This is a genomic window from Streptomyces sp. CRN 30 (assembly GCF_034105845.1).
Genome location: NZ_JAVRHI010000455.1, coordinates 1 through 25,095 on the forward strand (window position 1 = coordinate 1; position 25,095 = coordinate 25,095).

The window sequence follows — 25,095 nt, forward strand, 5'->3', positions numbered from 1 at the left end:
CGACGGCGTGATCGGCGCCTTCGCCATCACCAACGACATCGTGCTGATGGCGCTGGGACTCGGCATCGGCGCCATGTACGTCCGTTCGCTCACCGTCTACCTGGTCCGCCAGGGCACCCTCGACGACTACGTCTACCTGGAGCACGGCGCCCACTACGCCATCGGCGCCCTCGCGGCACTGCTGCTCATCACCATCCAGTACGAGATCAACGAGATCATCACCGGCCTCATCGGCGTCGTGCTGATCGCCGCCTCCTTCTGGTCCTCGGTACGGCGCAACAGGGCGCTCGCCGCGTCGCGTCCGCCGGTGGGGGCGGCGCGGCCGGGTCCCCCGCCAGATGGGAGCGGAGCCGCAGGTGTCTGAACTCGAAACTCGCCCCGCTCTGCCGCAGCACACCGCGCCGGTGGGCGTCTTCGAGGAAGGCCATCAGCCGCCACGGCAGCCGGCCCGTCGCCGCGAGCCAGATCCTGGCCACCGTGTAGCGGCCCCACGCGGACAGGGAGAGCGCGGCGGTGCCGAGCGGCAGCCAGAGCTGGGTGCTGACGTGCACCAGGCCGTCGAAGTCGCCGCGCACCACCGACACCGGTACGCAGACGAGCGCCACCAGCAGGGCGACGGCCCCGCCGCGCGTGATCGACGCCGTCCGGTCCGTGCGCAGCGAGGAGGCGGGCCCCACCGCCCGCATCACGTCGGAGGGCTCGCTCAGGGCGCGGTACACGCCGCACACGCAGCCGCCGACCACTCCGATCAGTACCCCGGCGGCCACCAGCGGCGGCAGCACGCGGTGCAGGACGCCGCTGACCGGGCCCTGGGCGAGCCAGCCGCGTGCCGGTGCGGGCAGGGCCGAGCGGAGGTTGCCGGCGTAGGCCACCGTCGTGCGGGTGTTCCGGCTCGCCTCGCCCGTGGCCGTCACCGGTGGGCGGGCGGACAGGCTGAGCCGGACGGTCACGGCGCCCTCGCGTGACTCGAACTCCGTGCGCAGCGAGGTGAAGGCGACGCATCTGCGGCGGGGCCGCAGCGGCAGGGTGCAGTCCGTCGGCCGGACCGCCTCGGGATAGGCCACCGGGAGCGCGCCGTCACCGGGCAGGAGCAGCGTGCCCCGGCGGGGCCGCACGGTGACCGCCGTGCGCAGGCCGGGTCGTTCCGCGAAGCGCCAGCCGTCGATCTGCCGTCCGGCGAGGTCGGCCGCGGAGGCCGTTTTGAGGGTGGTGACCGCCGCCGCGGACAGTCCGGCGGCGGTGCAGGCGGCGACGCCGATCAGCAGGGCGACCGCGGTTCCCCGGGCGGTGCCGGCGGCGAAGCGCCGGGAGATCCGGGCGGCCCGTACCGGGTGCGGGCTGTCCCGTCCGGCCCGGCGGGTCGCGCCCGCGAGCAGGGCGGCTCCGGCGGCCGCGCAGGTGGTGCCGACCAGCGCGGTCCACGGGCTGCCGGACCGGCCGGCCGCCACCAGTCCCGTCGCTGTCGCGCCGCCGAGGAGCAGGGCCGCTCCGCAGCCCCGGGCCAGCGCGCGCCCGGCGGCGCCGCTCCACGGCAGGCTGAGCGGCTCCGGCCGCCGCGGCAGTCCCGCGATGCCGAAGAACAGGGTGAACAGGAGCGAGAACAGGCAGCCGCCGAGGAGGTCGGGCACCCATCCGTCGGTCGTCCCGCCGAAGCGGAATCCGAGCCGGAGGTCGTCGGCCCAGGCGTAGCCGGCCCACAGCAGCGCGCTCGCGCCGATGGTGATCAGGGCCTGTCTGCCGTGGAAGCGGCGGTCCGGGCGGGTGCCGTCCGGCGGCAGCAGGCAGTGTGCCCCGAGGGCGAATCCGAGGGTCTGCCCGGTGACGGCCGCGACGGCCGACACGAGGTCCTCGACGCCGGCGAGGTCGTTCGCCGTACGGACCGCCGTGACGGGCAGCACCAGGAGGGAGAGTACGGCCATGGCCAGCAGTCCGGGTGCGTACAGCGCCAGCGGGCGGGGCAGCATGGACTCCAGTTCCCACCAGGCCAGCCGTCCGCCGGGGCGGCATCGTGACGCGCGGGCCAGGGTTTCGAGCCGGCGGGTGGCGGTGGCCGCGGGCTGCGGTCCGGTGTCCGCGAAGGCCGCGGGTACGAAAACCTCCAGCAGGTGTTCCTCGACGGCTTCCGTGGTCGCGAAGCGCTCCGGGTCGAGCAGTTCGGAGGGGTCGCGGGAGGTGTCGCCGTAGACGGCGCGCGCCAGTGCCACCATCAGGGGGCTGCCGAGGACCCGGGCCGCGGGCAGGTGCGGTGAGTGCCGGAGCCGGGCCAGGACCGGTGTCCACACGGTGCCGGTCGTGCCGTCGGCGCGGCGCAGCGGCCGTGCCGTGCGCTCCAGGTGGGCGGCGGCGCGGTCGAGGGACAGCGGCAGCAGTTCCACCACCTCGGCGGCGGTGAGCACGTCGCCCTCGGTGACCGCCGTCTCCCACGCTTCCCGGCGGCTGGTGAGCAGCAGCGGCAGGTCGGCGTCGAGTTCGGCGTTGACGCGGCGGACGGCCGCGCCGTGGGCGGGGCGCGGCAGTTCGTCGAAGCCGTCGAGGACCGGCAGGACGAGACCCGTGTCGAGCAGGGCGCTGGCGAGGCTGCGCCGTTCGTCGGCGGGGGCCGCCAGCGGCCGGTAGTCGGTGGCGAGCCGGGTGGCGAGCCAGTCGCGCAGGCCGGAGCGGAGCGGGTCCCAGCCCGCCAGCGGGAAGATCACCGGAACCGGGCCGCCGGGCTGCCGCTCGGCGAGCCGGCCGAGGACGAACCGCAGGGCGAGGACACTCTTCCCGGACCCCGGGCCGCCCAGTACCACCAGCCGTCGGCCGGGCAGCTCCGGGAACGGCGCGGTGGTGTCCTCGGTGCGGCTGTCGCGGGGCGCGGGCAGTGACCGTACCCGGTGGATGTTCTCGGGGTGGTCGGCCAGGCTCCGGTCCGCGGGCGCCCACTTCACGTCGAGCGGTGCCGGGTCCTGGAGGCGGCGCAGGCGGGCCTCCGCCGCCCACTGTTCCCGCACGGCGTCGGCGAGTGCGTCGGCCGCCCGGCGCCGTGCGTCGGCTCCGGAGCGGCCGGTCGTCTCCTCGTCGTCGCGGACGAGGTCGGCCACGAGCGCGGCGACCGACACGAAGGCGCCGACCGCCGACACCAGCACCCCGGCGGTGGCCGTGTCGTCCCACCAGAACCGCAACGAGCCCGCCAGTGCCGCCAGCGACGCCCCGCACACGGCGAACCCCAGCCGCCGCCGCAGCCGGACACCGCCCCGTCCCGCACGCATACGTCCCCCTCGCGGACGGCTCCCGTGCCGTGCCGCTGTGTCGAACCTCCCGTTGTAACGGGCCGTTCGCAGACGGTGTGCCTGGACGTGTCAGTTCGAGACACGTGTGAGGGAGCGCGCGGAAGCGCTCGGGGAGCGGGCCGCAGCGGAACGCTCCGGGGGCGCCGTGGCGGACGGCTGTGCGTGTACGGGCCATCCGTACCCGTGGTCCGGGGCGTCGCCGTCAGTCTCCGGGGCCCGCGTCCAGTTCCGCCGTCGCGGGGTCGAGGAGGCGGGCGAGGAAACGGCGGGTCCGGTCGTGGAGCGGGGCGCCGATGACCTGGTCGGGAGTGCCGTCCTCGACGACGACGCCACCGTCCATGAAGATCACCCGGTCGGCGACCTCGCGGGCGAAGGACATCTCGTGGGTCACCACCATCATGGTCATGCCCTCGCGGGCGAGCGACCGCATCACCGCGAGGACATCGCCGACCAGTTCCGGGTCGAGCGCCGAGGTCGGCTCGTCGAACAGCATGACGGTGGGGCCCATGGAGAGCGCGCGGGCGATGGCGACGCGCTGCTGCTGGCCGCCGGAGAGCGACGCCGGGTAGGCGTGCGCCTTCTCGGCCAGGCCGACCCGCTTCAGGTTGTCGGCGGCGACCCGGCCCGCCTCGGCCTTGTCCCGGCGCAGCACGCGGCGCTGGGGGAGCGTCAGGTTCTCGGTCACCGTCAGGTGCGGGAAGAGGTTGAACTGCTGGAAGACCATGCCGATGCGGCGGCGGGCGGCGTCGATGTCGACGTCCGGGTCGGTGAGTTCGGTGCCGCCGACGTACACCTTCCCGCGGGTGGGTTCCTCCAGGAGGTTCACGCAGCGCAGCAGGGTGGACTTGCCCGAGCCGGACGGGCCGATGACGCAGACGACCTCGCCCTGGCCGATCTCCAGGTCGATGCCGCGCAGCACCTCGTTGTCGCCGAAGGACTTGTGCAGGTCCTGGACGCGGATCTCGGGTCGGCTCATTTCACGGCCTCCTGGGCCTTCGCCTCCATGCGGCGCACGACGAAGCCGAGCGGGACCGTGACCAGCAGGTAGCACAGGCCGGCGACGAGGATCGGGGTGGAGTTGGCGGTCGTGCTGGCCAGGTCGCGGCCGTACTTGGACAGTTCGCGCTCCTCCAGGGTGACGCCGAGGAAGAGTACGAGGGAGGAGTCCTTGAACAGCAGGACCAGTTCGTTGGTGAGCGGCGGCAGGATGATCCGGAACGCCTGCGGGATGATGATCGAGACCATGGCGCGGGCGGGCGAGAAGCCCAGTGAACGCGCGGCCTCCAGCTGTCCCTTGGGGACGGCCTGGATGCCCGCCCTGATCGTCTCGGCCATGTACGCCGCCGCGACGAGGCCGAGGGCGAGGGCGACCTTGCCGTAGGTGCCGCCGACGATCTCCGTGCCGGGGAAGGCCAGAGGGATGGCGACCCCGATGAAGATGAAGATCAGCAGGGCGGGCAGGCCGCGGAAGACCTCGATGTAGAGGCCGGCCAGCCACCGGTAGGGGCCGACCGACGACAGCCGCATCAGCGCGATGACGATGCCGAGGGCGAGACCGACCACGAAGCCGGTCACGGTGTAGAGGACGGTGTTCTTCAGCGCCAGGGTGATGACGTCGGGGAACATGTCGCCGGCGATGTCGGCCTGCGCGAACTGGTTGCGCAGCCGCCCCCAGTCCGCGGCGAGCGCGAAGGCCACGACGACGCCGGCGAAGACGACGTACTGGGCGCCCCGCGACAGGCTGCGCCGGCGGCGTCTGCTGAGTCCCTTGCGGCGGGGCGCGATATCCGTCGCGGACTCGGTCATGAGGCGGACGGGGAGGCGGCGGAGGCGTCGTACGGGCCGATCCACTGCTCGTAGATCTTCTGGTACGTGCCGTCGGCCTTGGCGTCCGTGATCGCCTTGTCGACGGCCTCGGTGAGCGCGCTGTTGCCCTTCTTGACGGCGAAGCCGTACTGCTCGCCGGTGTCCAGGTTGTCAGCGACGGCGTAGGCGGCGGCGGTGGCCTTGTCCTTCAGCCAGCCCTGGACTACGGGGTAGTCGATGACGACGGCCTTGACCTGGCCGGTGCGCAGTCCGTTGAGGACCGCGTCGGAGGACTCGAAGGAGACCGGGTCGAACCCCTCGTTCTTGACGTACTCCTCGCCGGTGGTCTGGGCCTGCGCGCCGAGCTTGATCTTCTTGGACTTGATGTCGGCGAGGGAGGTGATGCCGGCCTTCTTGTCCGTCAGCACGGCCTGGGTGGCGTCGAAGTAGGGGACGGAGAAGTCGAGGTTCTTCTTGCGCTCGTCGGTGATGGTCATGCCGGCGGCGGCGAGGTCGCACTCGCCGGAGTTGAGGAAGGCTCCGGTCTTGAAGTTCTCGAACGGGGTGTCGAGGATCTCCTGCTTCACGCCGAGTTCCTCGGCGACGAGGTCGATCAGCGCGACGTCGAAGCCCTGCACCTTGCCGTCGATCTCCGACTGGAACGGCGGGTACGGCAGGTGCGTGCAGGTGGTGAGCCGGCCGCTCTTGACCAGGCTCACCCCGCCGGTCGTGGTCTTCGAGCCGCCTCCGTCGTCGGTGGACGTACAGGCGGACACGAGCAGGAGTCCCGCCGTCGCGGTGGCGGCGGCGAAGACACGGGTGAGGCGCCCGGGGAGCGTGGTCACGGGTGGCCTTCCTGTTGAGGAACTGAGAGACGGTTAAGTCTGATCATAAGGTTTTCTTTGAGGTTCCCCAACGAAGATCGAGAGTTCCTCCTGGTCAGCTGCCGGCCCCGGACGGGGTGATGGGCTAGCGAGTACGAAAGGGTCACTCACGCGGGTGGTCGTGCCGGAGGATTCGCGGGGCCCGTGCCCAAGGTCCGCGTCGGGCGTAACGGAAGCCCGACGCGATCGACGGGTCACCTCGTGACGCGGCCCGTACCGCCGCGGCGCATCTCGGGCACCGCGCGGGGCTCCTCCGGCCGGCCGCGGACGGTCACCGGCGCGCGGCCCCTCGTTTCCTCCTTCGCGCGCCTGCCGGGAATTTCACGCGCCGTGCGCGCCGGCATTCCGCGCCGGGACGCTTCAAAAGCGTGATTGTCGCCCAGTTGGCCCTCATGCATACTGGCGGCGAAAGGCTGCACAGAGCTCCACAGGAAGGACCATTCGGCGTGTCATCCCGGCACCTCCCTCTCCTGGCCGACGGCCATGGAAACCGGCTTTCCCCGGACACCTGCACCTTCAAATGCGGGAACGCCTGTGCCCAGGACGCGCCGAACACCTCGGGAAATACCTCGTTCGGGGAATTGCTGCGCGACACGCTCTCGCGCCGGGCCCTGCTCGGCGGCGGGGCGCTGGCGCTGGTGGCTCCGGGGGTGCGTGATCGTTTGGCTCCGGGGGTGCGTGATCGTTCGCAAGAAGGAGTCAGGGCGGCGGCGTTCGAGCCGGTGCCGTCCGACGCCGGGGACCGGGTGACCGTCCCCGAGGGCTTCACCCACGACGTGCTCATCAGCTGGGGCGATCCGGTCCTGCCGGGCGCCCCGCCCTTCGACTACGACCGGCAGAGCGAGGCCGCCCAGGCCGGCCAGTTCGGGGTGAACAACGACTACTGCGCCCTCGTCCCGCTGCGCGGCACCGACCGGTGGCTCATGGTCTCCAACCACGAGTACGCCACCGAGCCGCTGATGTTCCCCGACTGGGACCCGAAGGCGCCGACGCGGTCCCACGTGCGGACGGCCTGGTCGGCGTACGGCCTGTCGGTGACGCTGGTGCGGCGGGCCCGGGACGGCCGGCTGACCACGGTGGTGGACGGGCGGTGGAACCGTCGCATCACCCTGCTCACCCCCTTCGAGGTGCGCGGACCCGCCGCCGGATCGCCGCTGCTGCGCACCTCCGCCGACCCCTCCGGCACCCGCGTCCTCGGCACGATGGCCAACTGCTCGGGCGGCACCACCCCGTGGGGCACGGTGCTCTCGGGCGAGGAGAACGTGCACATGCCCTTCGCCCACGCCGAGCGGGCGACCGGCCCGGGGGTCCGGGAGGGGCTAAGGCGCTACGGCTTCCCGGAAGGCCCCTCCCTGCGCGGCTGGGAGCGGCACGACAGCCGCTTCGACCTGGCCCGCGAGCCCCACGAGGCGCACCGGTTCGGCTGGATCGTCGAGGTCGATCCGCTGGAGCCGGACTCGGTGCCGGTGAAGCACACGGCGCTCGGCCGCTTCAAGCACGAGGGCGCCAACGTCACGGTGGCCCCGGACGGCCGGGTCGTGGCGTACATGGGGGACGACGAACGCTTCGAGTACCTCTACAAGTTCGTGTCGGACGGCCGCGTCCGGCCGGGCGGCACACCCGCCGACCGCGCGCACAACAAGCGGCTGCTGGACTCCGGCACGCTCTACGTCGCCCGGTTCGACGGCGACGCCCCGGACGAGGAGGCCCGCGACGGCTCGGCTGCCGCCGACGGGGCCTTCGACGGCACGGGCCGGTGGCTGCCCCTCGCGCACGGCGACCGGAGTTTCGTCGCCGGTATGAGCGCCGACGAGGTGTACGTCTTCACGCGGATCGCGGCCGACCGCGCGGGCGCCACCCCCATGGACCGGCCCGAGGACGTGCAGCCGCACCCCGTGACCGGGCGCGTGTACGCCTGCCTGACCAACAACGACCAGCGCGGCGTCTCCGGCCGGCCCGCGCCCGACAAGGCCAACCCGCGGTCCGCCAACCGCGACGGGCACGTACTGGAGCTGTGCGAACGCGGCGACGACCCGGCCGCCGGACGGTTCGGCTGGCGGCTGCTGCTGGTCTGCGGCGACCCCGAGGAACCGGGGACGTACTACGCGGGCATCGACAAGAGCCTGGTCAGCGCGGTCTCCTGCCCGGACAACCTGGCCTTCGACGCGCACGGCAACCTGTGGATCGCCACCGACGCCGGCGGCCGGGGCGGCCGCAACGACGGGCTGTACATGGTCCCGCTCAGCGGTCCCGAGCGGGGGCTGGTGCGGCGGTTCCTCACGGTGCCCACGGGTGCCGAGTGCTGCGGTCCTGTGATCGGGGAGGAGTTCGTCCTGGTCTCGGTCCAGCACCCCGGCGAGGTGCCGGGGGCCGGCCCGTCCCAGCCGGCGTCGCACTGGCCGGACGGCGGTTCCGCACAGCCCCGCGCCTCCGTCGTCGCGGTCCGCCGCACCGACGGCGGCCCCGTCCTCCTTTCCTGAGCACGTCCGAACACCGAGTCCACAGACACCGATTCCACAGACACCGATTCCACGTACAACAAGTCCACAGACACCATAAGTCTCCAGACATCGAAAGTTCTCAGACACCGAAAATTCTTAATACCCCGCATATCGCACCCACGTTTTCTCTCTTGCTTTCTTTTTTTCGCTGAGTTTCCTTTCGTGCGTCACGACCAGTGAGTGGGTGACCGTGCAATCGTCTGTCAATTTCTCTCCCGCGGCCGATTTCTACGACCGGACGCGGGGCGGCGAGGCGCGCGGCCGGAGGATCGCGCCGGCGATCGCCGCACGCACCACGAAGGGACCGCTGCTCCTCGACGCGGGCACGGGCACCGGCGTGGTCGCCCTCGCCCTCACCGAACTCGGTCACTCGGTGGTCGGCATCGACCTGTCGCACTCGATGCTCACCAAGGCCGTCGAGCGGGTCGGCCGGACCGTCGCCGCCGCCTCGCTGACCGCGCTGCCCTTCCCCGACGGCACGTTCACACAGGTCTACAGCGTCTGGGTGACCCACGTCGTGGGCGACCTGCGGGCCGGGCTGCGCGAGGTGCACCGGGTACTGGAGCCGGGCGGCCGCTACGTGGTCGTGCCCGGCATGATCCTCTTCGACGACCACCCGGTGAGCCGGATCATGGAGGAGATCCAGTCCCGCACGGCGGAGGCCGACGACCGGGCCGAACGGATCGTCCCGCTCGCCGAGTCGGTGGGGTTCACCGCCGTCGAGGTCGGCGAACTGGAGGCGGCCACCCACGAACACAGTCCGGAGCTGATCGCCTCCGGACTCGAACAGCGCATGCTCTTCCACCTGTGGGCCGTGGACGACAGCGTCTACGACAAGCAGGTGGTGCCCCTGATCGCCGAGTTGCGGGCGCTGCCCGACCCCGACCGTCCGGTCGCGCGGCGCACCCGGCGCCAGATCATCGTCCTGGAGAAGCGGTGACGGCCATGGCCGGGGACCGGCCCACGGAGCTCGCCGCCGAGGTGGCGCGCACACCGCTCATCGCCATGCTCACCGAACCCGACTCCCCCGCCGTGCCGGCCGTGACCGAGGAACTCGGCAGGTCCGGCATCCGGGCCGTGGAGATCACCCTGACCTCGCCCGGCGCCCTCGACGCCGTCCGCCGCAGCGTGGCCACCGGCGCCGCGCTGGTGGGCGCCGGGACCGTCCGGGACCGGGAGACCGCGCGGCGCGCCGTGGACGCCGGGGCGCACTACCTCCTCACCCCCGGGGTCCTGCCCGACGTCCTCGACGAGGCACGGGCGCTGGGCGTGCCCGTGGTGTGCGGCGCGTTCACCACCACGGAGGTGATGGAGGCGTGGCGGCTCGGCGCGGCGCTGGTCAAACTGTTCCCCGCCCGGCTGGGCGGCCCGGCCTATCTGGCCTCGCTGACCATGGCGTTCGGGGACATCCCGCTCGTCCCGACCGGCGGTGTCACCGCCGACGGCCTCACCGACTGGTTCGCCGCGGGCGCGCACGCCGTCGCCCTCGGGCGGCCGCTCGTCGGCGACGCCCTGCACGGCGGGGACCTCAGCGGCGTACGGCACCGCGCGGACGCTCTCCTGACGTGTGTCCGCTCCGTCCGCACCTGACGGCCCCCGCCGTCTCCTCCTCATCCTCATCCGCCCTCGTCGTCTCCTCCCCACCCACCCCCGTCGTCTCCTCTCCACCCGCCCCGCCCCGCCCCGCCGTTCGCCACGACGAAAGGCACACCGTTGGGACTGGACCGCTCCTTCGCACTCGACCGCAGGGCCGAGCGGATCGACGCTCTGGCAGCCAAGCGAAAGAAGGTGATCGCCGCCGACCAGATGATCGAGGGCCACTACCCGGTCTTCGCCGAACGGGCCCACGGGGCCCGCTTCTGGGACGTGGACGGCAACGAGTACCTGGACTTCTTCCTGTCCTACGGCACGGTCGTCCTCGGCCACGCCGACCCCGACGTGGACGAGGCGGTGGTCCGCGAGATCCGGCGGGGCTTCGCCGTCGGGCTGATGAAACCCGTACAGAGCGAACTCATCGCCGAACTGCTGGAGTTCGTGCCGGGCGCAGAGATGGGGATGCTGCTCAAGACCGGCTCGGACGCCACGGGCGCGGCCGTCCGCCTGTCCCGGGCCTTCACCGGCCGGGACCGGGTGGTGCGCTGGGGGTACAACGGGTGGCACGACTGGTGCGCCCAGTGGGACCGCGGCATCCCGGCGGTCAGCCGGGCGCTGGTCGACACGTTCACGTACAACGACCTCGAATCGCTCCGTGCGGTGTTCGACCGCCACCCCGGACAGATCGCCTGTCTGGTGATGATGCCGTTCATGGTCGAGCGGCCCGCGCCCGGCTTCCTGGAGGGTGTGCGGGAACTGACCCGGGACCACGGCACGCTGCTGGTGTTCGACGAGATCCGCTCCGGCTTCCGCCTCGCCCTGGGCGGCGCGCAGGAGTACTACGGCGTCACCGCCGACCTGGTGACCCTCAGCAAGGCGTTCGCGAACGGCTACGCCATCTCGGCGCTGACCGGCCGCGCCGACGTGCTGCGCACCCTGGAGAAGGTGCACATCTCCTCCACCTACTACGCCAACGGGGACGCGATGGCGGCGGCACTGGCCACCGTCCGCAAACTGCGCTCCGGTGACCACCTGAAGCGGATCTGGCGGATGGGCGAGCGGCTGCAGGACGGACTGCGGTCGCTGACGGCGGAGTTCGGCGCACCGGTCGACGTCGTCGGACACCCGCCGATGCCGTTCCTCGACTTCCGCTTCGGGGACGCCGACTCCGATCAGCGGGCCAAGCGGTCCTTCTACGCGGCGACGATCCGCGAGGGTGTCTTCCTCCACCCCAACCACCACTGGTTCATCGCGGCGGCCACCACCGACGACGACATCGACCGGGCGGTCGGCGCGGCGCGGCGCGGGTTCGAGGCGCTCGCCGCGGACGGACGGCTCCCGCACAGGAAGGACGGTGGCACATGACCGAAGCCACGGAACGGGTGGACGGACGGCGAAGTGCCGGACAGCGGGGTGCCGGAGCGGCGGAGGGTTCCGGCACCCGGCGGGCGGCGCACGGCCTGGGCATGCTGCGGCCGCGCACCCGGAGCGAGGCCCACTGGGCCGAGGAGCAGCAGGTGATCGGCCCGGGTCTCCAGGCGGTGATGCTGCTGGCGCGGCTGTGCGTGGCCGAGGCGGACGGCGCGGAGCTGACGGACATCGACGGCAACCGGGTCCTGGACCTCCAGGGCGCGGGCGGGGTGAACTCCCTCGGCCACGCCGAACCCCGCTTCACCGCGGCGCTCGCCGCGGAGCTGCGCCGGGCCCCCGCGGGTGCCTTCGGCTCGGCAGCCCGGCTGGACATGACCCGGGCGCTGCGCGCGTTCCTGCCCGAGGGCCTGGACCGCGTCCAGCTCTACAGCGGTGGCACGGAGGCCGTGGAGGCGGCGCTGCGGCTGGCGAAGTCCGTCACCGGCAAGCACGAGTTCCTGTCCTTCTGGGGCGGTTTCCACGGCAAGACGATGGGTTCGCTGGCGCTGACCGCCGGTGCCCGCGCGGGCCTCGGCCCGCTCCCGCCGGGCTACTTCTCGGCGCCGTACGCCAACTGCTACCGCTGCCCGTTCCGGCTGCGCCCCGAGTCGTGCGGGTTCGCCTGTGTGGAGCACGCCCGGGACGTGATCAAGGAGAACTCCACGGGGGCGCTGGCCGCGATCGTGGTGGAACCCGTGCAGGGCCGGTCCGGGAACGTGGTGCCGCCGCCGGGGTACCTCACGGCGCTCGGGGAGGTGGCCCGGGAGTTCGACGCGCTGCTGATCGCCGACGAGATGATGACCGGCTTCGGCCGCACCGGCGCGGCCTTCGCCCACCAGCACGAGGCGGTCCGGCCCGATGTGCTGGCGGTGGGCAAGGGCATGGGCGGCGGATTCCCGGTGACGGGCGTCGTCGCCGGGGCCGGGACCATGGCGGCGGCGCCGTTCTCCGAGCCCAGCGCCAGCTCGTCCAGTTTCGGGGCGTTCCCGGCGGCCTGCCGGGCGGTGGCGGTGACCACCGGGGTCATCATGACGGACAAGCTCGTCGACAACGCCGCCCAGCGGGGCCGGGAGATGCTCGACCAGCTGGCCGACCTGACCGAGCTGGCGCCGCTGGTGGGGGACGTACGGGGGCTGGGGCTCGCCCTCGGCATCGAGCTGGTGGCGGACCGGCACACCCGCGAGCCCGCGCCCCGGAGCGTCGTCCAGCGCGTGTATCTGGAGCTGCTCGACGCGGGCGTCCTGGTCATGCTGGGCGGCAACACGCTGCGGCTGTACCCGCCGCTCAACGTCGACCGGGACACCGCCGGGACGGCCGTGGACATCATCCGCGAGACGCTGATCGGCTTCGGGGGTGTGCGGTGACCGCGCTCCCCGACACCGACACGCTCACCGCGGCCGCCGCGCTGGCCGCGGCGGAGGCCGCCGACGAGCTGCTGAGCCGCCGCGGCACCCGCCGCGAGGTGCGGACCAAGGCGGGCGACGCGCCGGTCAGCGACGCCGACCTGGCGGCCGAACGGCGGGCGCTGGCCGTGCTGCGCGCGCGTACGCCCGGCTTCGGCATCGTCTCCGAGGAGTCGGCGCCCGTCGACGCCGGGGACGGCCGGCCGACCTGGATCGTCGACCCGCTCGACGGCACCACCAACTACCTGCGCGGCCTGCCCGACTACGCGGTGGCCGTGGCCCTGGTCGTGGCGGGCCGCACCCGGCTGGCGGTGATCCGGCTGCCCGAGTACGGCACGGAGTTCCGGGCGGTGGCCGGTGCGGGCGCGTCCCGCGACGGGATGCCGCTGCGGGTCGCCGCGGCTCCGCCGGGCAGGCCGCTGGCGGGCACCGGCTTCGGCACGGACGGGGTGGTGCGCGAGCGGCAGCGGTCGGTCGCCGACCGGCTGCTCGGCGCGGGCTTCGAGATCCGGGAACCGGGCAGCGCCTCCACCGGTCTGTGCCGGGTCGCCTCGGGGTCGTACGACGGCTATCTGGAGTTCGGCGTGGGGGTGTGGGACACCGTGCCGGGCGCGCTGCTCGTCGAGGAGGCGGGCGGGGTGGTCACGGGCTGGGGCGGGGAGGCGTTCACGCCCCGGCACGGGCATGTCGTGGCGGCCTCGCCGGCCGTCCACGGGCCGCTCGTCGCGGCCGGGGGCGACCGTCCGCCGGTGGCACCGGGAGGGCCGGCATGAGCCGGGCCGGCGCGCACCGGGCGGCGGTAGCGGTCGGGCGCGGGGTCCCGGTCGGGCGTGGGGTCCCGGTCGGGGTGGCCGTCGTAGGTTTCGGCACCGCGGGCGGTGTCCGGCTCGGCGGTTACGCGTCCCTGCCGGACGCGGAGGTGGTGGCCGTCGTCGACCCGTCGCCCGACCGCCGGGCGCGCGCCGCCGAGCTGCTGCCGGGCGGCCGGGTGGCGGCCACGCTGGCGGAGGTCCTGGCGCCGGGGGCGGGCCCGGCGGTGGACGTGGTCGACGTGTGCGCTCCCCCGGCCTTCCACGCGCCGCTCACCCGCGCCGCGCTGGCGGCGGGCCTGCACGTGATCTGTGAGAAACCGGTGGCGGCGCACGCCGCCGAGGCACGTGACCTGACGGAACTCGCCCGGCGCCACGGACGGTTGCTGTTCCCCGCCCACAACTACGGGACGTCGCCGCTGATGCGGGTACTGAGCGAGGCGGTCGCCCCCGGCCCCGGCGCGACGGGGCTCGGGCCGCCGGAGTCGGCGACCTTCCGTATCCTGCGCGACCGTCACGCGCGCGGTGTGCCGGGGTACGCGCCGGACTGGCGCCGCTCCCCCGAACTGGCGGGCGGCGGCATCCTGCTGGACCACGGGACGCACTGCGTCTACATGGCGCTGCGGCTGTTCGGCCGGGCCCCGGAGCGGGTGTCGTGCACGGTGTCCCGGGCCGGCGGGGAGCGGTCGGCGGTGGACGAGGCGGCCCGGCTGCGGCTGCGCTTCGGCGCCGGGACTTGCGACATCGAGCTGAGCTGGACCAGCGGCGAACGCTCCAACCACTACGCGGTGCACGGCCCGGCCGGGTCGGTCCGGGTGGACGACGCGCGGGTGACCGGCCGCGCGGCGCGCGGCGAGTGGCGGCGCTCCCTGGTGTCGCCCAGCAAGGACCAGAGCCACCTGGAGTGGTTCACGCCCATGTACGAGGACTTCCGGCGGGTCCTCGCCGACCCCGGCCGGTGGGCCGACCCGGCCCGGGAGATCGTCGACACCGCGCGGATCGTGGAGGCGGCGTACCGCTCGGCGGACGCGGACGGCCGGGAGGTGCCGGTGTGAACGCGCTCCGGCACCCCGGTCCGTCAGGCGGCCCGCGTCCCCGGGGCTCAGCCGGTCAGCGCGCGGGCCAGCAGCGGGGCCTCCTCGGCCAGGTTGTCGTGGGCCGTGGCGCGTTCGTGGGAGGCGAAGTAGTGGCAGATCACGCGGTCCTCGACGGCGGGCAGCCAGGCGAGGCGACCCGAGCGGTACGGCTCGCCCAGATCACGGGTCCGCTCCGCGCCCAGCCGCCCGCCGAGCAGCGAGTACGCCATCTGGGTCACGTAGCGCGGCGCGAAGCTGATCTCCCGGGGCAGCGACGCGAGGGTGTGCTCCAGGAAGTCGGCGTCGAAGAAGCGCGCGGTGTCGACGGCGGTGAAGCCGCAGCACATGTACGGCACGTACGGGGTGCCCGGCAGCCGGTCGGCGATCCAGTGCACTCCCTGCGGCTCCCAGCCGAACTCGGGCGAGTAGCAGAAGTCGGGCCGCTCGCCGGAAGCGGTCCCGGCCCACTCGACGAGGGTGTGCGGACGGGACAGGAACACCACGTCGCTGTCCATGCCGACGACCGACGGCGCCTCGCTGAGCAGGAAGTAGTCGACGAGCTGGAGGACGCGGACGTTGTTCCGGCGCACCGCCGCGAGCGTGGGGCGGTCACCGAGCAGGGCCTCCACGCGCTCATCGGCCTCGGCCCGGCCGATGACCCGGACGCCGGGGACGTGGCGGCGCAGCCGGGCGGTGTCGCGCGGTCCGAGCGTGCCGTCGTCGTGGACGACGGGCGTCACCTCGGGCCAGCAGCGCGCCAGCGACTTGGCGGCGAACAGGTACAGCGGGACGTGGTCGGCGGAGACCAGGGTGTGCACCTCCACCCCGTGCTCCCCGGTGAAGCGGGGTGTCTCGGTGGCCAGCAGCCGCCGGGTGAGGGCGAACACGTCGTGTGCGCGGTCGACGCCGGCGCTCGCGGACTGGGTCATGCGGGTCTCCTCGGCGGAAGGACGGACATGAACAGACATGACGAAGACCATGAATACCCCCAAAACCCTTCTTACAGTGACGAGTTGCCGCATTGGCTGTTTCTCACGCCCCGCGAGGCGGACACCGTCCGTGCGGCGATGGCGCTGCTCGTCCCCGGGTCGGAGGAGGCGGACGCCGTGCGGTACGCGGACCGGCTGCTGGGCGCGTTCGCCGTCGAACCCCCGCTCGTCTACGCCTCCGGCCGCCCCGACGGCTCCTTCCTGCCGCTGACCCCCGCGCAGCGGACGGGCTGGCGCCGCAGGGTGGCGGAACTGGGCCGCGTCTACCGCGCGGGGGCGGGGCGGCTGGACCGGCGCGCGGGCGGCTGCTTCGCCGGCGCCCCGCCCGCTGCCCGGCACCGGGCCCTGGACGCCGTGGGGGCCGACTTCCGGGACCTGCTCTTCGACCACGCGGTGGAGGGCACCTACGGCGACCCCGTCTACCGGGGCCGGCCCGCTCCGGCGGGCCCCGCACCGCTCCCCGCGCCCGCGCTCCGGGGCACCGGGCCGTCCCGGCGCGCCCCCGTGACGCCGTACGAGGGGCCGGGGCCCGACCCCGTCGCCCTGCTCGCCCGGCACTTCACCGAGGCGGCCCGGCTGCTGGCCACCACGGGGGGCTACGGTGGCTGAGCGCGCGGTGGTCGTGGGCAGCGGGCCGGGCGGGTCGACGGCCGCGATGCTGCTCGCCGAGGCCGGCTGGGACGTCACCGTCCTGGAGCGCGGCCCCAGCCACTTCGACGACCTGCGCGCCCCGGCCCCCCGCCACGTGTTCTCACCGGACGAGATCAAGGGCCCGGTACGCGGCTTCGAGTACCCCGACCCGCTCGCGGAGCCCCGCGTCTACGAGGACCGGGCGTTCCCCGGGCGGCCCGTCACCGGGTTCGTCAACGCGCTGCCGGCGGCGGTCGGCGGCGGCTCGGTGCACTGGGACGCCAAGACGCCCCGGCTGTGGGACCTCGACTTCTCCAAGCGCGGCGTACTGGGGCCGCTGCCGGACGCCGACGTCGTGGACTGGCCGTTCGACTACGCGGAGATCGCCCCGTACTACGACGAGGCGGAGACACTCCTCGGCGTGCAGGGCGACCGCGCCGCGCTGCCCGCGCTGACCCTGCGCCGGGCGCCGCGCACCCGGGACTTCCCGATGCCCCCGGGGCGGGACCAGTCCTCGTCGGTGCGGGTCGCCGACGCCGCCCGTGACCTGGGCCTCACGCCCTACCCGATGCCCATGGCCGCCAACTCCCGCCCGTACGACGGCCGTCCGGCCTGCACCGACTGCGGCACGTGCTGCGGCTACGGCTGCCCGGACGGCGCGCGCGGCAGCGCCCTGACGGCGTTGCGGCGCGCGGTGCTGGCCGGCGCGGAGGTCCGTCCGCTGTGCACGGCCGTGGAGGTACGGCACGCCGGGCGCCGGGCGCGGGGCGTGGTGTACGCCGACGCCGAGGGCCGGCGGAGCGAACTGCCCGCCGACCGGGTGGTGCTGGCGGGCTCGGCGGTGGAGAGCTGCCGGCTGGCGGCACTGTCCGGACTGCCCGACCCGTCGGGGCTGCTGGGCCGCCACCTGATGTTCCACTGGTACTCGGTCGCCTACGGCCTGTTCCTCGGCGAGCGGGTGCGCGGCGACCGGGGCCGGAACATCACCCACGCCCTGGACGACTTCGCCGACCCGGACCGTGCGGGCGCCCGGGAGGCGGCCCGCGCGGCGGGACTGCCGTACCTGCGCGGCGGTGTGGTGGAGCTGGGCGGCGGGCAGCCGGGACGGGTGCGGGAGGGGCACGTCTACCGGCGGCTGCTGCCTCGGCTGGCGAAGTCGCCGTACGGCCCGGCGTTCGCCCGGCTGATGCGCGAGAGCCCGCTGCGGGACCGGCTGCTCGGCGTGCAGATGCACGGGGAGGACGTCTCGCAGCGGGAGAACCGCGTCACGCTCGACCCGGCCGTCCGGGACCGGCTGGGCGTGCCGGTGCCCCGGATTTCGTGGACGCCGCACCGGCACGAGCTGGTGGCGCAGCGGTTCTGGCTGCCCCGCCTCGCCGCCCTGCTGCGGGCGGCCGGTGCCGACGCGGTCGCCGCGGTGCCGGAGACCCGTTCCACGGCCTTCCCCCGCGAACCGGGCACCGTGCCCGGCAACTTCCACACCCTGGGCGGCCTCAGGATGAGCCACGACCCGGCCGCCGGGGTCACCGACGGGGTGGGCCGGATGCACGCGATGGACAACGTGTTCGTCGCCGACGGCGGCCTCTTCCCCACCTCCGGCGGACACAACCCGACGCTGACCATCGTGGCCACGGTGCTGCGCAACACCCGGAGGACCACATGAGCGGCACGGCCGCCGCCGGGGGCGCCCGGCCCTACCGCTTCGACCCGGCCGCCGCGCTGGGCTGGAAGAACATCGGCCTCGACGGACTGGGGTGCTTCCTGCGGTCGGTGGAGGCGGTCCTCATGCACCACGCGTACTCCGCGGACGCCGTGGCACGCGGTCTCGCCGTGCCGCTGGACCTGGTGCGGCGCGGCATCTGGTACGGGCCGATGAGCGACTTCCCGGCCTGCGCGGTGCGCTGGCGGCTGACCCCGATCGGTACCGGCGGGCGGCACTGGCCGGACATCGCCGCGCTGGTCGGCGGCGGCACACCGGTGATCCTCATGCCGGACGGCCACCACTGGCCGGGCGACGACCACGAGGGCGCGGAGCACTACCACCACCACATGGTGCTGGCCCACCGGCTCGACGCGCGGGGCCTGCACCTGCTGGACACCGACGCGCCCGCCGAGGACGGCCACCGCCGGGTGCTGCCGGTCACCGACGGGCTGCGCGCGGCGTGCACCCGGTACGCGGTGGTGGAGCGGACCGCGCCGCCGGACACCCGGCACCCGGAGGAGGTGGCCGCCGCCGTGCTGCCCCCGTCCCTGCTACAGCTCGCGCAGGACGTCGCCGAACTGCGCGCGTTCCACGGCACGGTGTGGTCGGGGGCGCGGCTGCCGCTGCCGCTGGCCCGGGGGATGGACGTGTGGGTCCTCGGGGACGTGCAGCCGCAGCTGTTCCTGCTGGGCCACGCCCTCGCCGGGGACCCGCGTACCGCCGATGTCTCGCGGGCGGCCCTGACGGCGGCGGCCCGCGCGCAGAAGCTCGGGCTGCTGCTGCTCGGACTGCACCGGTTCCGCTCCGAGGGCGTCTACGCGATGGCCCACGAGGAGATCGCCGTCCTCGCCGACGCCCTGGAGGACCTGCTGCGGGCGACGGCACGGCACACCGGGACGCCGCCGCCCCGGGCCCGCGGCGACGGCACCCGGCTGGTGCGGCGCCTGCGCGGCGAGGCCGAGTGGTGCTTCGGCCAGGGCAGACCGCTGCCGGACCTGTCCTTCGCCTGAGCCGCCGTGTCCCGCCGACGCGGAAGACGGAAACCACGGAAGAGAGGCCACCATGACCGCCAACCCCACCGACGGCCCGGCGTCCACGCACCGCGCGGCCGTCCTCGACGAGATGCGCACGGTCCTCGTCGAGCAGTGCGAGACACCCTCCGAGGTCGCGCACGGCCTCACCGAGGACGACCTCATGAGCCGCCTCGGTCTCGACTCCCTCACCCTCGCCTACGTCTTCACCCACTTCGAGCAGCGGCACGAGGTGACCTTCGACAACGACGACATCGACCCGCAGCGCTACCGCACGGTCGGCGAACTGCTCGACGTCCTCGCCGCGGGCGTCGCCGAGGGCGCGGCGGAGGCGAGGTGACCGCACCGGCCCTCCGGTCGGGCCCCGACGACCGGCTGCTCATGGACGTGTTCATGTCCCAGTACCGGCTGCCCGCGGTGGCCGCCGCCGACCGCCTCGGGGTGTTCGCCGCGCTCGCCGACACCCCGGACGACCCGGCCGGTCTCGCCGCGTCCCGGGGGTGGGACCGGGCCGGCACCTCGGTGCTGCTCGAACACCTCGCCGCCCTCGGCCACCTGGCCGTGCACGGCGGCCGGTACCACCCGACCGAGGAGACCCGCGCCTTCCTGCTGCCCGGCGCGGGCGACTACTGGGGGCCCATGCTCGCCCTCGGCTGGGACGAACGCTGCGCCGCCGTACGGGATCTGGTCACGACCGGTGTCCCGCAGGGGTACCGGGGCCGGGGCATCTGGGAGACCCACGAGCGGTCGCCCCGGCACGGCGAGCGGTTCGCGCGGGCCATGCACGCGCACTCCACCGGACCCGCCGCGGCCCTGGCCGAGCGGCTGGACCTGACGGGCTGCGCCACGCTGCTGGAGGCCGGCGGCGGCGTCGGCACCTTCGCCGTGGCCCTCGCCCGGCGCCATCCACGGCTGCGGGCGACCGTCCTGGACCTGCCGGTGGTCGCCCGGGAGGCGGACCTGCTCATCTCGCGGGCCGGGCTGGACGGGCGGGTCCGGCTGCGGACCGGCGACATGTTCGCCGAGCCGTGGCCGGACGGCCAGGACCGGGTGCTCTTCGCGGACGTGCTCGGCGACTGGGACGACCTCCGCTGCCGCGTCCTGCTGGACCGGGCCCGCGCCGCCCTCGCCCCCGACGGCCGGCTCCTCGTGCACCAGGTGCTGCCCGACGACGCGGCCCGCCGCTCCCCGGCCGTCACCGGGTACTCGCTCGCCCTCGCGGTGATGACCGGCGGCCGGCTGCGCACCCTTCCCGAACTCGCCGCGCTGATCGACGCGGCCGGGTTCACCGACTGCTCGGTCACCCCCGGCTACGGCCACTACGCCCTGCTCACCGCCCGCCCCGCCTGAACGGACCCCCGGAGACCCCCATGGCCAGCCCGCCCCGCGTCACCGCCGTCATCACCAGCCGCGAGCGCTTCTCCTGGGCGGAGGAGTCCCTCGAAAGCTTCTACGCCCACACCGACGTGCCCTGTCACGTCGTGTACGTCGACGTGAACTCGCCCAAGGACCGGTGGGCGCGGCTGCGGGCGCTCAGCGACCGCCACGGCTTCACCGCGGTGCGCGTCAACAAGTACGTCTCGCCGAACTGCGCCCGGAACATCGGACTGCGCTACGCGCGCGGCGAGTACGTCGTCTTCCTCGACAACGACGTGGAGTACACGCCCGGTTGGCTGCCTCCGCTCCTCGCGTGCGCCGACGAGGAGGAGGCCGCGATGGTCGGCCCGCTCTACCTGCACGGCCCGCTCGACGAGCAGACCGTGCACATGGCGGGCGGCGACATGGAGTTCTCCGGTGTGTGGGGCACCCGGGAGTTCACCCAGACACAGCGGTACTACATGAAACCCCTCTCGGAGGTACCCGAGGAGGAGCTGCGCCGGGGGCGGTGCGACATCATCGAGTTCCACTGCGCACTGGTGCGCCGCTCGGTCATCGACCGGGTCGGCGGCATGGACGAGGGGCTGCTGACCACCCGTGAGCACCTCGACTTCAGCCGACGGGTGCTGGACGCGGGCGGCACCGTGTGGTTCGAACCGGCGTCGGTGATCACGTACCGGATGCCGCCGCCGTTCGCCCGCGACGACCTGCCGTACTTCATGCTGCGCTGGAGCGACGCGTGGACGGCCGAGACGCTGCGGCACTTCGCCGCCAAGCACGGCATCCGGCCCTCGTACGTCGAGCGGGTCGCCAAGAACCGCAAGGGCCGGCAGTGGCTGCTGTTCGAGCAGCTCAAACGGTATCTGCCCGACTCCCTGGGGCCGACGGGCACCAAGGTGGTCAAGCGGGTCTTCCAGAAGGTCGAACCGGTCGGCAACCGGCTGCTGGTGGAGGCGCTGACCCGGCGCGGACCGGCGCTGGACTGGTCCGTCCACCACGGCGGCGACCACGCCGGTTCCGCACCGGACGCGGCGGGCGCGGCGGACACATCAGGCGCGGCGGGTGCCGCCCGGTGAGCGGCGGGCCCCGGGTGCTGGTGGTGACCGGCATCCCCGGCAGCGGCAAGTCCACGGTGGGGGCGCTGCTGGCCCGCCGGTTCGAGCCCGCGGTCCTGATCGAGGGGGACGTACTGCGCCGCATGGTGGTCACGGGCCGCGCGGAGATGACGCCGGACCCGTCGGCGGAGGCGCTGCGCCAGTACGGGCTGCGGCTGCGGCACCTGGCGGCGCTGACCCGCTCGTACCACGCCGAGGGCTTCACGGTGATCGCCGAGGACAACCTGCTCGGCGCGCGCCTGGAGGGGTTCGTCCGGCTCCTGGACGGTGTCCGGCCCTGTCATGTCGTGGTGCTCGCCCCGCCGCCGGAGACGGTCCTCGGGCGGGACGCGGGCCGCGCCCGGCAGGCGTACGACGGGGCGGGCTGGGGGGCGGCCGAGCTGGACGCCGTGTTCCGCCGGGACACCGCGCGCGTCGGCCTGTGGCTGGACACCGCCGGCCAGAAGGCGGAGGAGACGGCCGGGGAGATCCTGGAGCGCCTCGCCGAGAGCGCGCTGCCGTGACGGCCGAAACACACCGCACACGCGTGACGGCCGAAGCACACCGCACACGTGTCACCGCCGACGCGCACCGGACACGCGGGACCGCCGACGTGCACCAGACGCTGGTGACGTGCGGGGCGGTCCGCCACTGTGCCGGGCTGCTCGGCCCCGTCGAACGGGAGCGGGCCGCGGCAACCCGGGACGGCGACGCCGCCGACCGGTTCGTCGTGGCCCGCGGGCTGCTGCGCTCGGTGCTGGCGGGCCGGCTGGGCGTGCCCCCGGCGGACGTCCCGCTCACCGCCCGCTGCCCCGGCTGCGGAGCGGCGGACCACGGCCCGGTACGGCTGGCCGGGACGGGCGGCGCCCGGTGGGCCCTGTCGGTCGCGCACGCGGGCGTCCTGGTCGCGGTGGCGGTCGGCGACCGGACCGGCCCGCTCGGCGTCGACGTGGAGACGGCGCGGCGGGCCGCGCGGGTGGAACGGCTGGCACCCCGGCTGTTCGGCCCCGGGGAGCGCCCGCGCCTCGCCCGGCTGCCCGTTCCGGTGCGGCGCGCCGCCGTACTCGCGGCCTGGACAGCGGCCGAGTCGTACGCGAAGGCCACCGGCACCGCGCTGGGAGCGGCTCTCGCCCGGGTGGGCGCGCGGTTCGACGACCGGGGCCGGGTCACCGTCGCCGGACCCGCCGACCTGGCGGGCTGGTGGGTGCGCGGCGCACCGGCCCGCGCCCCCGGCTGCGTCGCGGCCGTCACCACCCGGGACCACACGGCCGTCCGCGTCCACCCCCGCACGATCCTGACCACCGCCGACGGACCGCCCGCCCACCCGCGCGCGGGCCCGGCCACCACCGCACCCGCGCCTGCCGGGGCACCGACGAGGGGACATGGCATGGAACACACCGAGGACGGCGCGGCGGCCCGGTCCGCCGCGCTGGAGGAACTGGTCCGGACGCGGCTGGCCGAACGGGTCGGCGGCGGCGTGGCCCACGGCATCGGCAGAGAGGAACCGTTCGCGGACCTCGGCGTCGACTCCCTGGACATCGTGGCGGTGCTGGCGGCACTGGAACGGGAGTGCGGCGTCGAACGGATCGCGGACGGCGAACTGTGGGACCTCGCCGACTCGGTGGACGCCCTGGTCCGCCACCTGTCCGCGCACGGCCGCCCGCCCGGCGCGACCCGGTGAGCGCGGCGGACCCGGTCGCGGTCACCGGACTCGGCGTGCTCTCCCCCGGCGGCGCGGGCGTCGACGCGCTGTGGCGGGCCTGCGCGGAGGGGGACGTGGCCTTCCGCACCGTGGCGCACTTCGACGCCTCCCGCACCGGCGCCCACCGGGTCGGCCTGGTGCCCGAGGAGGCGACGGAGCCCGGGGCGCCGCCGCCCGGACATCCGCAGCGGCTGCCGTACCTGGTGCACCGTGCGGTCGCGGACGCCGTGGCCGACGCCGGGACGCGCGGCGGCGAAGGCGCCGGGGGCGGCGGCACCCGCACGGTGCTGGTGCTGGGGACCACCGACGGCGGCGGCTTCCCGTCCGGGGCCGCGTGGCGCGCCTGGCACGAGGGGCGCGGGCCGGCGGGGGCGTCCTGGACTCCGTACGCGCCGCCCGGACCGGAGTGGCCCGTGGTGCGGGTCGGCAACGCCAGCGCGGCGGGCGCCACCGCGCTGGGCGTCGGCGCGGACCTGCTGCGCGCCGGGATCGCCGACCGGGCGGTGGTGTGCGGCGCCGACACCGTCACCGAGACGGCGTTCCACGGCCTGGCCTCGCTGCGCACGCTCAGCCCCGGCGGCTGTCGCCCGTTCGCCGCGCGCCGCTCGGGCATCCGGATCTCGGAGTGCGCCGCCGCCGTCGTCCTGGAGCGGAGAGCGCGGGCGCCGCTCGTCCGGCTGCGCGGCTGGGGCGGCAGCAACGCGGCGAGCCAGGCCGCCCGGCCGGACGTCGAGGGCATCGCCTCGGCGGTACGGCGGGCCCTGGCGGACGCCGGCACCGCACCGGAGGAGATCGAGTACGTCAACGCCCACGCCGCCGGCACCCGCCACGGCGACGTGGCCGAACTGGGCGCGCTGCATGAGGTGCTGGGCGCGCGGCTGCCGCGGGTCCCCGTGGTCAGCAGCAAGGCGGCGCTCGGCCACTGCCAGGGCGCCGCGGGCACCGTGGAGGCGATCGTGACCGTACTGACCCTGCTGCGCGGCCGGGTGCTGCCCACCCTCGGCCTGGCCGACCGCGACCCGCGCTGGGCCCACCTCGACCTGGGCGGCGCTCCCCCGTCCCACCCGCCGAGAACGGCGCTCACCCTCTCCTGCGGCCTCGGCGGCAGCAACGTGGCGGTGGTGTTCGACCGTGCCACCTGAGTCCGCGCCGGCTGATTCCGTGCCGCCTGAGTCCGTGCCGCCTGAGTCCGTGCCTGCTGAGACCGCGCCGCCTGAAACCGTGCCGGCTGAGACCGCGCCACCTGCGACCGCGCCACCTGAAACCGTGCCGGCTGAGACCGCGCCACCTGAGACCGCGCCGTCCGAGGACGCGGGAGCCGCGACCGCCGGGGCCGGCACCGTGCGGATCGCCGGGGCCTCCGTACGCCGGGCCGCCAGGGAACTCCCCGCGGTGCCCCGGCACGCCGCCGACGTGCCCCGGATGCCGCTCGCCGTGCGCGACACGCTGGGTCCCGAACTCCTCGCCACGGTACGGGACGCACTGGCCGCGTCGGAGATCGGCGACGCCCGTCCGCTGGGCTGCGTCACCGCCTTCCACCACGCCACGGACGCCACCTCCGCGTACATCGCCGAGGTCCTGGACCGGCACGGCCCGCGCTGGCTCGCACCGGAGTGCTTCCTGCACTACTCGGCGCACTCGCTGACGGGGCTGCTCTGCATCGACCTCCGCCTGGAGGGCACCGCCGTCACCCTGACCGGGCCCGCCGCGGGCGTCGACGCGCTGGGCTACGCCGCCTCGCTGATCGCGTCCGGCCGCCTCGGGCAGGTCCTCGTCGCCGCCGCGCACTGGCCGCCGCCCGCGGACCCCGTGGCCGCCG

General features: G+C 74.6%; 22 protein-coding genes and 1 pseudogene. 18 read left to right on the top strand and 5 right to left on the bottom strand.

Features of this window, described 5'->3' with window-relative positions; genetic code table 11:
- A partial coding sequence (locus tag UW392_RS51720) for a DUF475 domain-containing protein (RefSeq protein ID WP_320782391.1) occupies nucleotides 1–364 on the top strand: 364 nt, incomplete at its 5' end.
- A gap of 1,972 nt (nucleotides 365–2,336) precedes the next feature.
- Here the strand turns inward: UW392_RS51720 and UW392_RS51725 are convergent.
- The 4 genes and pseudogenes from UW392_RS51725 to UW392_RS51740 all read right to left on the bottom strand — a co-directional run.
- Nucleotides 2,337–3,248 (bottom strand): annotated as a pseudogene (locus tag UW392_RS51725) (NACHT domain-containing protein); the annotation flags it as partial.
- 223 nt (nucleotides 3,249–3,471) lie between these two features.
- Nucleotides 3,472–4,245, bottom strand: coding sequence for an amino acid ABC transporter ATP-binding protein (locus tag UW392_RS51730; RefSeq protein ID WP_320782392.1), 774 nt, complete (start codon nucleotides 4,243–4,245; stop codon nucleotides 3,472–3,474).
- Nucleotides 4,242–5,075 carry an amino acid ABC transporter permease gene (locus UW392_RS51735; RefSeq protein ID WP_320782393.1) on the bottom strand — a complete coding sequence of 278 codons (834 nt, stop codon included), beginning with the start codon at nucleotides 5,073–5,075 and terminating at the stop codon, nucleotides 4,242–4,244. Before UW392_RS51735 ends, UW392_RS51730 begins: the two co-directional genes overlap by 4 nt.
- Complete coding sequence (locus UW392_RS51740; protein ID WP_320782394.1) at nucleotides 5,072–5,920, bottom strand: ABC transporter substrate-binding protein; 849 nt, start codon at nucleotides 5,918–5,920, stop codon at nucleotides 5,072–5,074. Before UW392_RS51740 ends, UW392_RS51735 begins: the two co-directional genes overlap by 4 nt.
- Nucleotides 5,921–6,351: 431 nt before the next feature.
- Between UW392_RS51740 and UW392_RS51745 the strand changes: the two genes are divergently transcribed.
- The 7 genes from UW392_RS51745 to UW392_RS51775 all read left to right on the top strand — a co-directional run bounded on the left by UW392_RS51745 (nucleotide 6,352) and on the right by UW392_RS51775 (nucleotide 14,730).
- Nucleotides 6,352–8,439, top strand: a complete 2,088-nt coding sequence (locus UW392_RS51745; protein WP_414497550.1) for a PhoX family protein — start codon at nucleotides 6,352–6,354, stop codon at nucleotides 8,437–8,439.
- Between the two features lie 211 nt (nucleotides 8,440–8,650).
- Nucleotides 8,651–9,400, top strand: a complete 750-nt coding sequence (locus UW392_RS51750) for a class I SAM-dependent methyltransferase (protein ID WP_320782396.1) — start codon at nucleotides 8,651–8,653, stop codon at nucleotides 9,398–9,400.
- Between the two features lie 5 nt (nucleotides 9,401–9,405).
- Nucleotides 9,406–10,050 carry a bifunctional 4-hydroxy-2-oxoglutarate aldolase/2-dehydro-3-deoxy-phosphogluconate aldolase gene (locus UW392_RS51755; protein ID WP_320782412.1) on the top strand — a complete coding sequence of 215 codons (645 nt, stop codon included), beginning with the start codon at nucleotides 9,406–9,408 and terminating at the stop codon, nucleotides 10,048–10,050.
- A gap of 123 nt (nucleotides 10,051–10,173) precedes the next feature.
- Nucleotides 10,174–11,418 carry an aspartate aminotransferase family protein gene (locus UW392_RS51760; protein ID WP_320782397.1) on the top strand — a complete coding sequence of 415 codons (1,245 nt, stop codon included), beginning with the start codon at nucleotides 10,174–10,176 and terminating at the stop codon, nucleotides 11,416–11,418.
- Nucleotides 11,415–12,827 (top strand): aspartate aminotransferase family protein, encoded by a 1,413-nt coding sequence (locus UW392_RS51765; protein ID WP_320782398.1) that lies wholly within the window; start codon nucleotides 11,415–11,417, stop codon nucleotides 12,825–12,827. Before UW392_RS51760 ends, UW392_RS51765 begins: the two co-directional genes overlap by 4 nt.
- Entirely contained in the window at nucleotides 12,824–13,639 is an 816-nt protein-coding gene (locus tag UW392_RS51770) for an inositol monophosphatase family protein (RefSeq protein ID WP_320782399.1), read from the top strand. The genes UW392_RS51765 and UW392_RS51770 overlap by 4 nt, the downstream gene beginning before the upstream one ends.
- 74 nt (nucleotides 13,640–13,713) lie before the next feature.
- Nucleotides 13,714–14,730: a Gfo/Idh/MocA family oxidoreductase gene (locus tag UW392_RS51775; RefSeq protein WP_320782400.1), complete on the top strand. Its 1,017-nt coding sequence runs from the start codon at nucleotides 13,714–13,716 to the stop codon at nucleotides 14,728–14,730.
- 47 nt (nucleotides 14,731–14,777) lie between these two features.
- On the opposite strand, the gene UW392_RS51780 is transcribed toward UW392_RS51775, so the two are convergent.
- Nucleotides 14,778–15,680: a hypothetical protein gene (locus UW392_RS51780; RefSeq protein ID WP_320782401.1), complete on the bottom strand. Its 903-nt coding sequence runs from the start codon at nucleotides 15,678–15,680 to the stop codon at nucleotides 14,778–14,780.
- Between the two features lie 84 nt (nucleotides 15,681–15,764).
- On the opposite strand from UW392_RS51780, the gene UW392_RS51785 reads away from it, so the two are divergent.
- The 10 genes from UW392_RS51785 to UW392_RS51830 all read left to right on the top strand — a co-directional run.
- Nucleotides 15,765–16,349 carry a hypothetical protein gene (locus UW392_RS51785; RefSeq protein ID WP_320782402.1) on the top strand — a complete coding sequence of 195 codons (585 nt, stop codon included), beginning with the start codon at nucleotides 15,765–15,767 and terminating at the stop codon, nucleotides 16,347–16,349.
- Nucleotides 16,342–18,033, top strand: a complete 1,692-nt coding sequence (locus tag UW392_RS51790; protein ID WP_320782403.1) for a GMC family oxidoreductase — start codon at nucleotides 16,342–16,344, stop codon at nucleotides 18,031–18,033. Before UW392_RS51785 ends, UW392_RS51790 begins: the two co-directional genes overlap by 8 nt.
- Entirely contained in the window at nucleotides 18,030–19,082 is a 1,053-nt protein-coding gene (locus UW392_RS51795; RefSeq protein ID WP_320782404.1) for a hypothetical protein, read from the top strand. Before UW392_RS51790 ends, UW392_RS51795 begins: the two co-directional genes overlap by 4 nt.
- A gap of 52 nt (nucleotides 19,083–19,134) precedes the next feature.
- The gene (locus UW392_RS51800; protein WP_320782405.1) at nucleotides 19,135–19,443 is read left to right on the top strand and encodes an acyl carrier protein; all 309 of its coding nucleotides are present in this window, start codon (nucleotides 19,135–19,137) and stop codon (nucleotides 19,441–19,443) included.
- Entirely contained in the window at nucleotides 19,440–20,453 is a 1,014-nt protein-coding gene (locus UW392_RS51805) for a methyltransferase (RefSeq protein WP_320782406.1), read from the top strand. Before UW392_RS51800 ends, UW392_RS51805 begins: the two co-directional genes overlap by 4 nt.
- A 20-nt stretch (nucleotides 20,454–20,473) precedes the next feature.
- A complete protein-coding gene (locus UW392_RS51810) occupies nucleotides 20,474–21,556 on the top strand; it encodes a glycosyltransferase family 2 protein (RefSeq protein ID WP_320782407.1) in 1,083 nt (360 codons plus the stop codon).
- Nucleotides 21,553–22,098: an AAA family ATPase gene (locus tag UW392_RS51815; protein WP_320782408.1), complete on the top strand. Its 546-nt coding sequence runs from the start codon at nucleotides 21,553–21,555 to the stop codon at nucleotides 22,096–22,098. Before UW392_RS51810 ends, UW392_RS51815 begins: the two co-directional genes overlap by 4 nt.
- A gap of 23 nt (nucleotides 22,099–22,121) precedes the next feature.
- The gene (locus UW392_RS51820) at nucleotides 22,122–23,255 is read left to right on the top strand and encodes a 4'-phosphopantetheinyl transferase superfamily protein (RefSeq protein ID WP_320782409.1); all 1,134 of its coding nucleotides are present in this window, start codon (nucleotides 22,122–22,124) and stop codon (nucleotides 23,253–23,255) included.
- Nucleotides 23,252–24,418 carry a beta-ketoacyl synthase N-terminal-like domain-containing protein gene (locus UW392_RS51825; protein ID WP_320782410.1) on the top strand — a complete coding sequence of 389 codons (1,167 nt, stop codon included), beginning with the start codon at nucleotides 23,252–23,254 and terminating at the stop codon, nucleotides 24,416–24,418. Before UW392_RS51820 ends, UW392_RS51825 begins: the two co-directional genes overlap by 4 nt.
- Nucleotides 24,419–24,542: 124 nt before the next feature.
- A partial coding sequence (locus UW392_RS51830; protein ID WP_320782411.1) for a hypothetical protein occupies nucleotides 24,543–25,095 on the top strand: 553 nt, incomplete at its 3' end.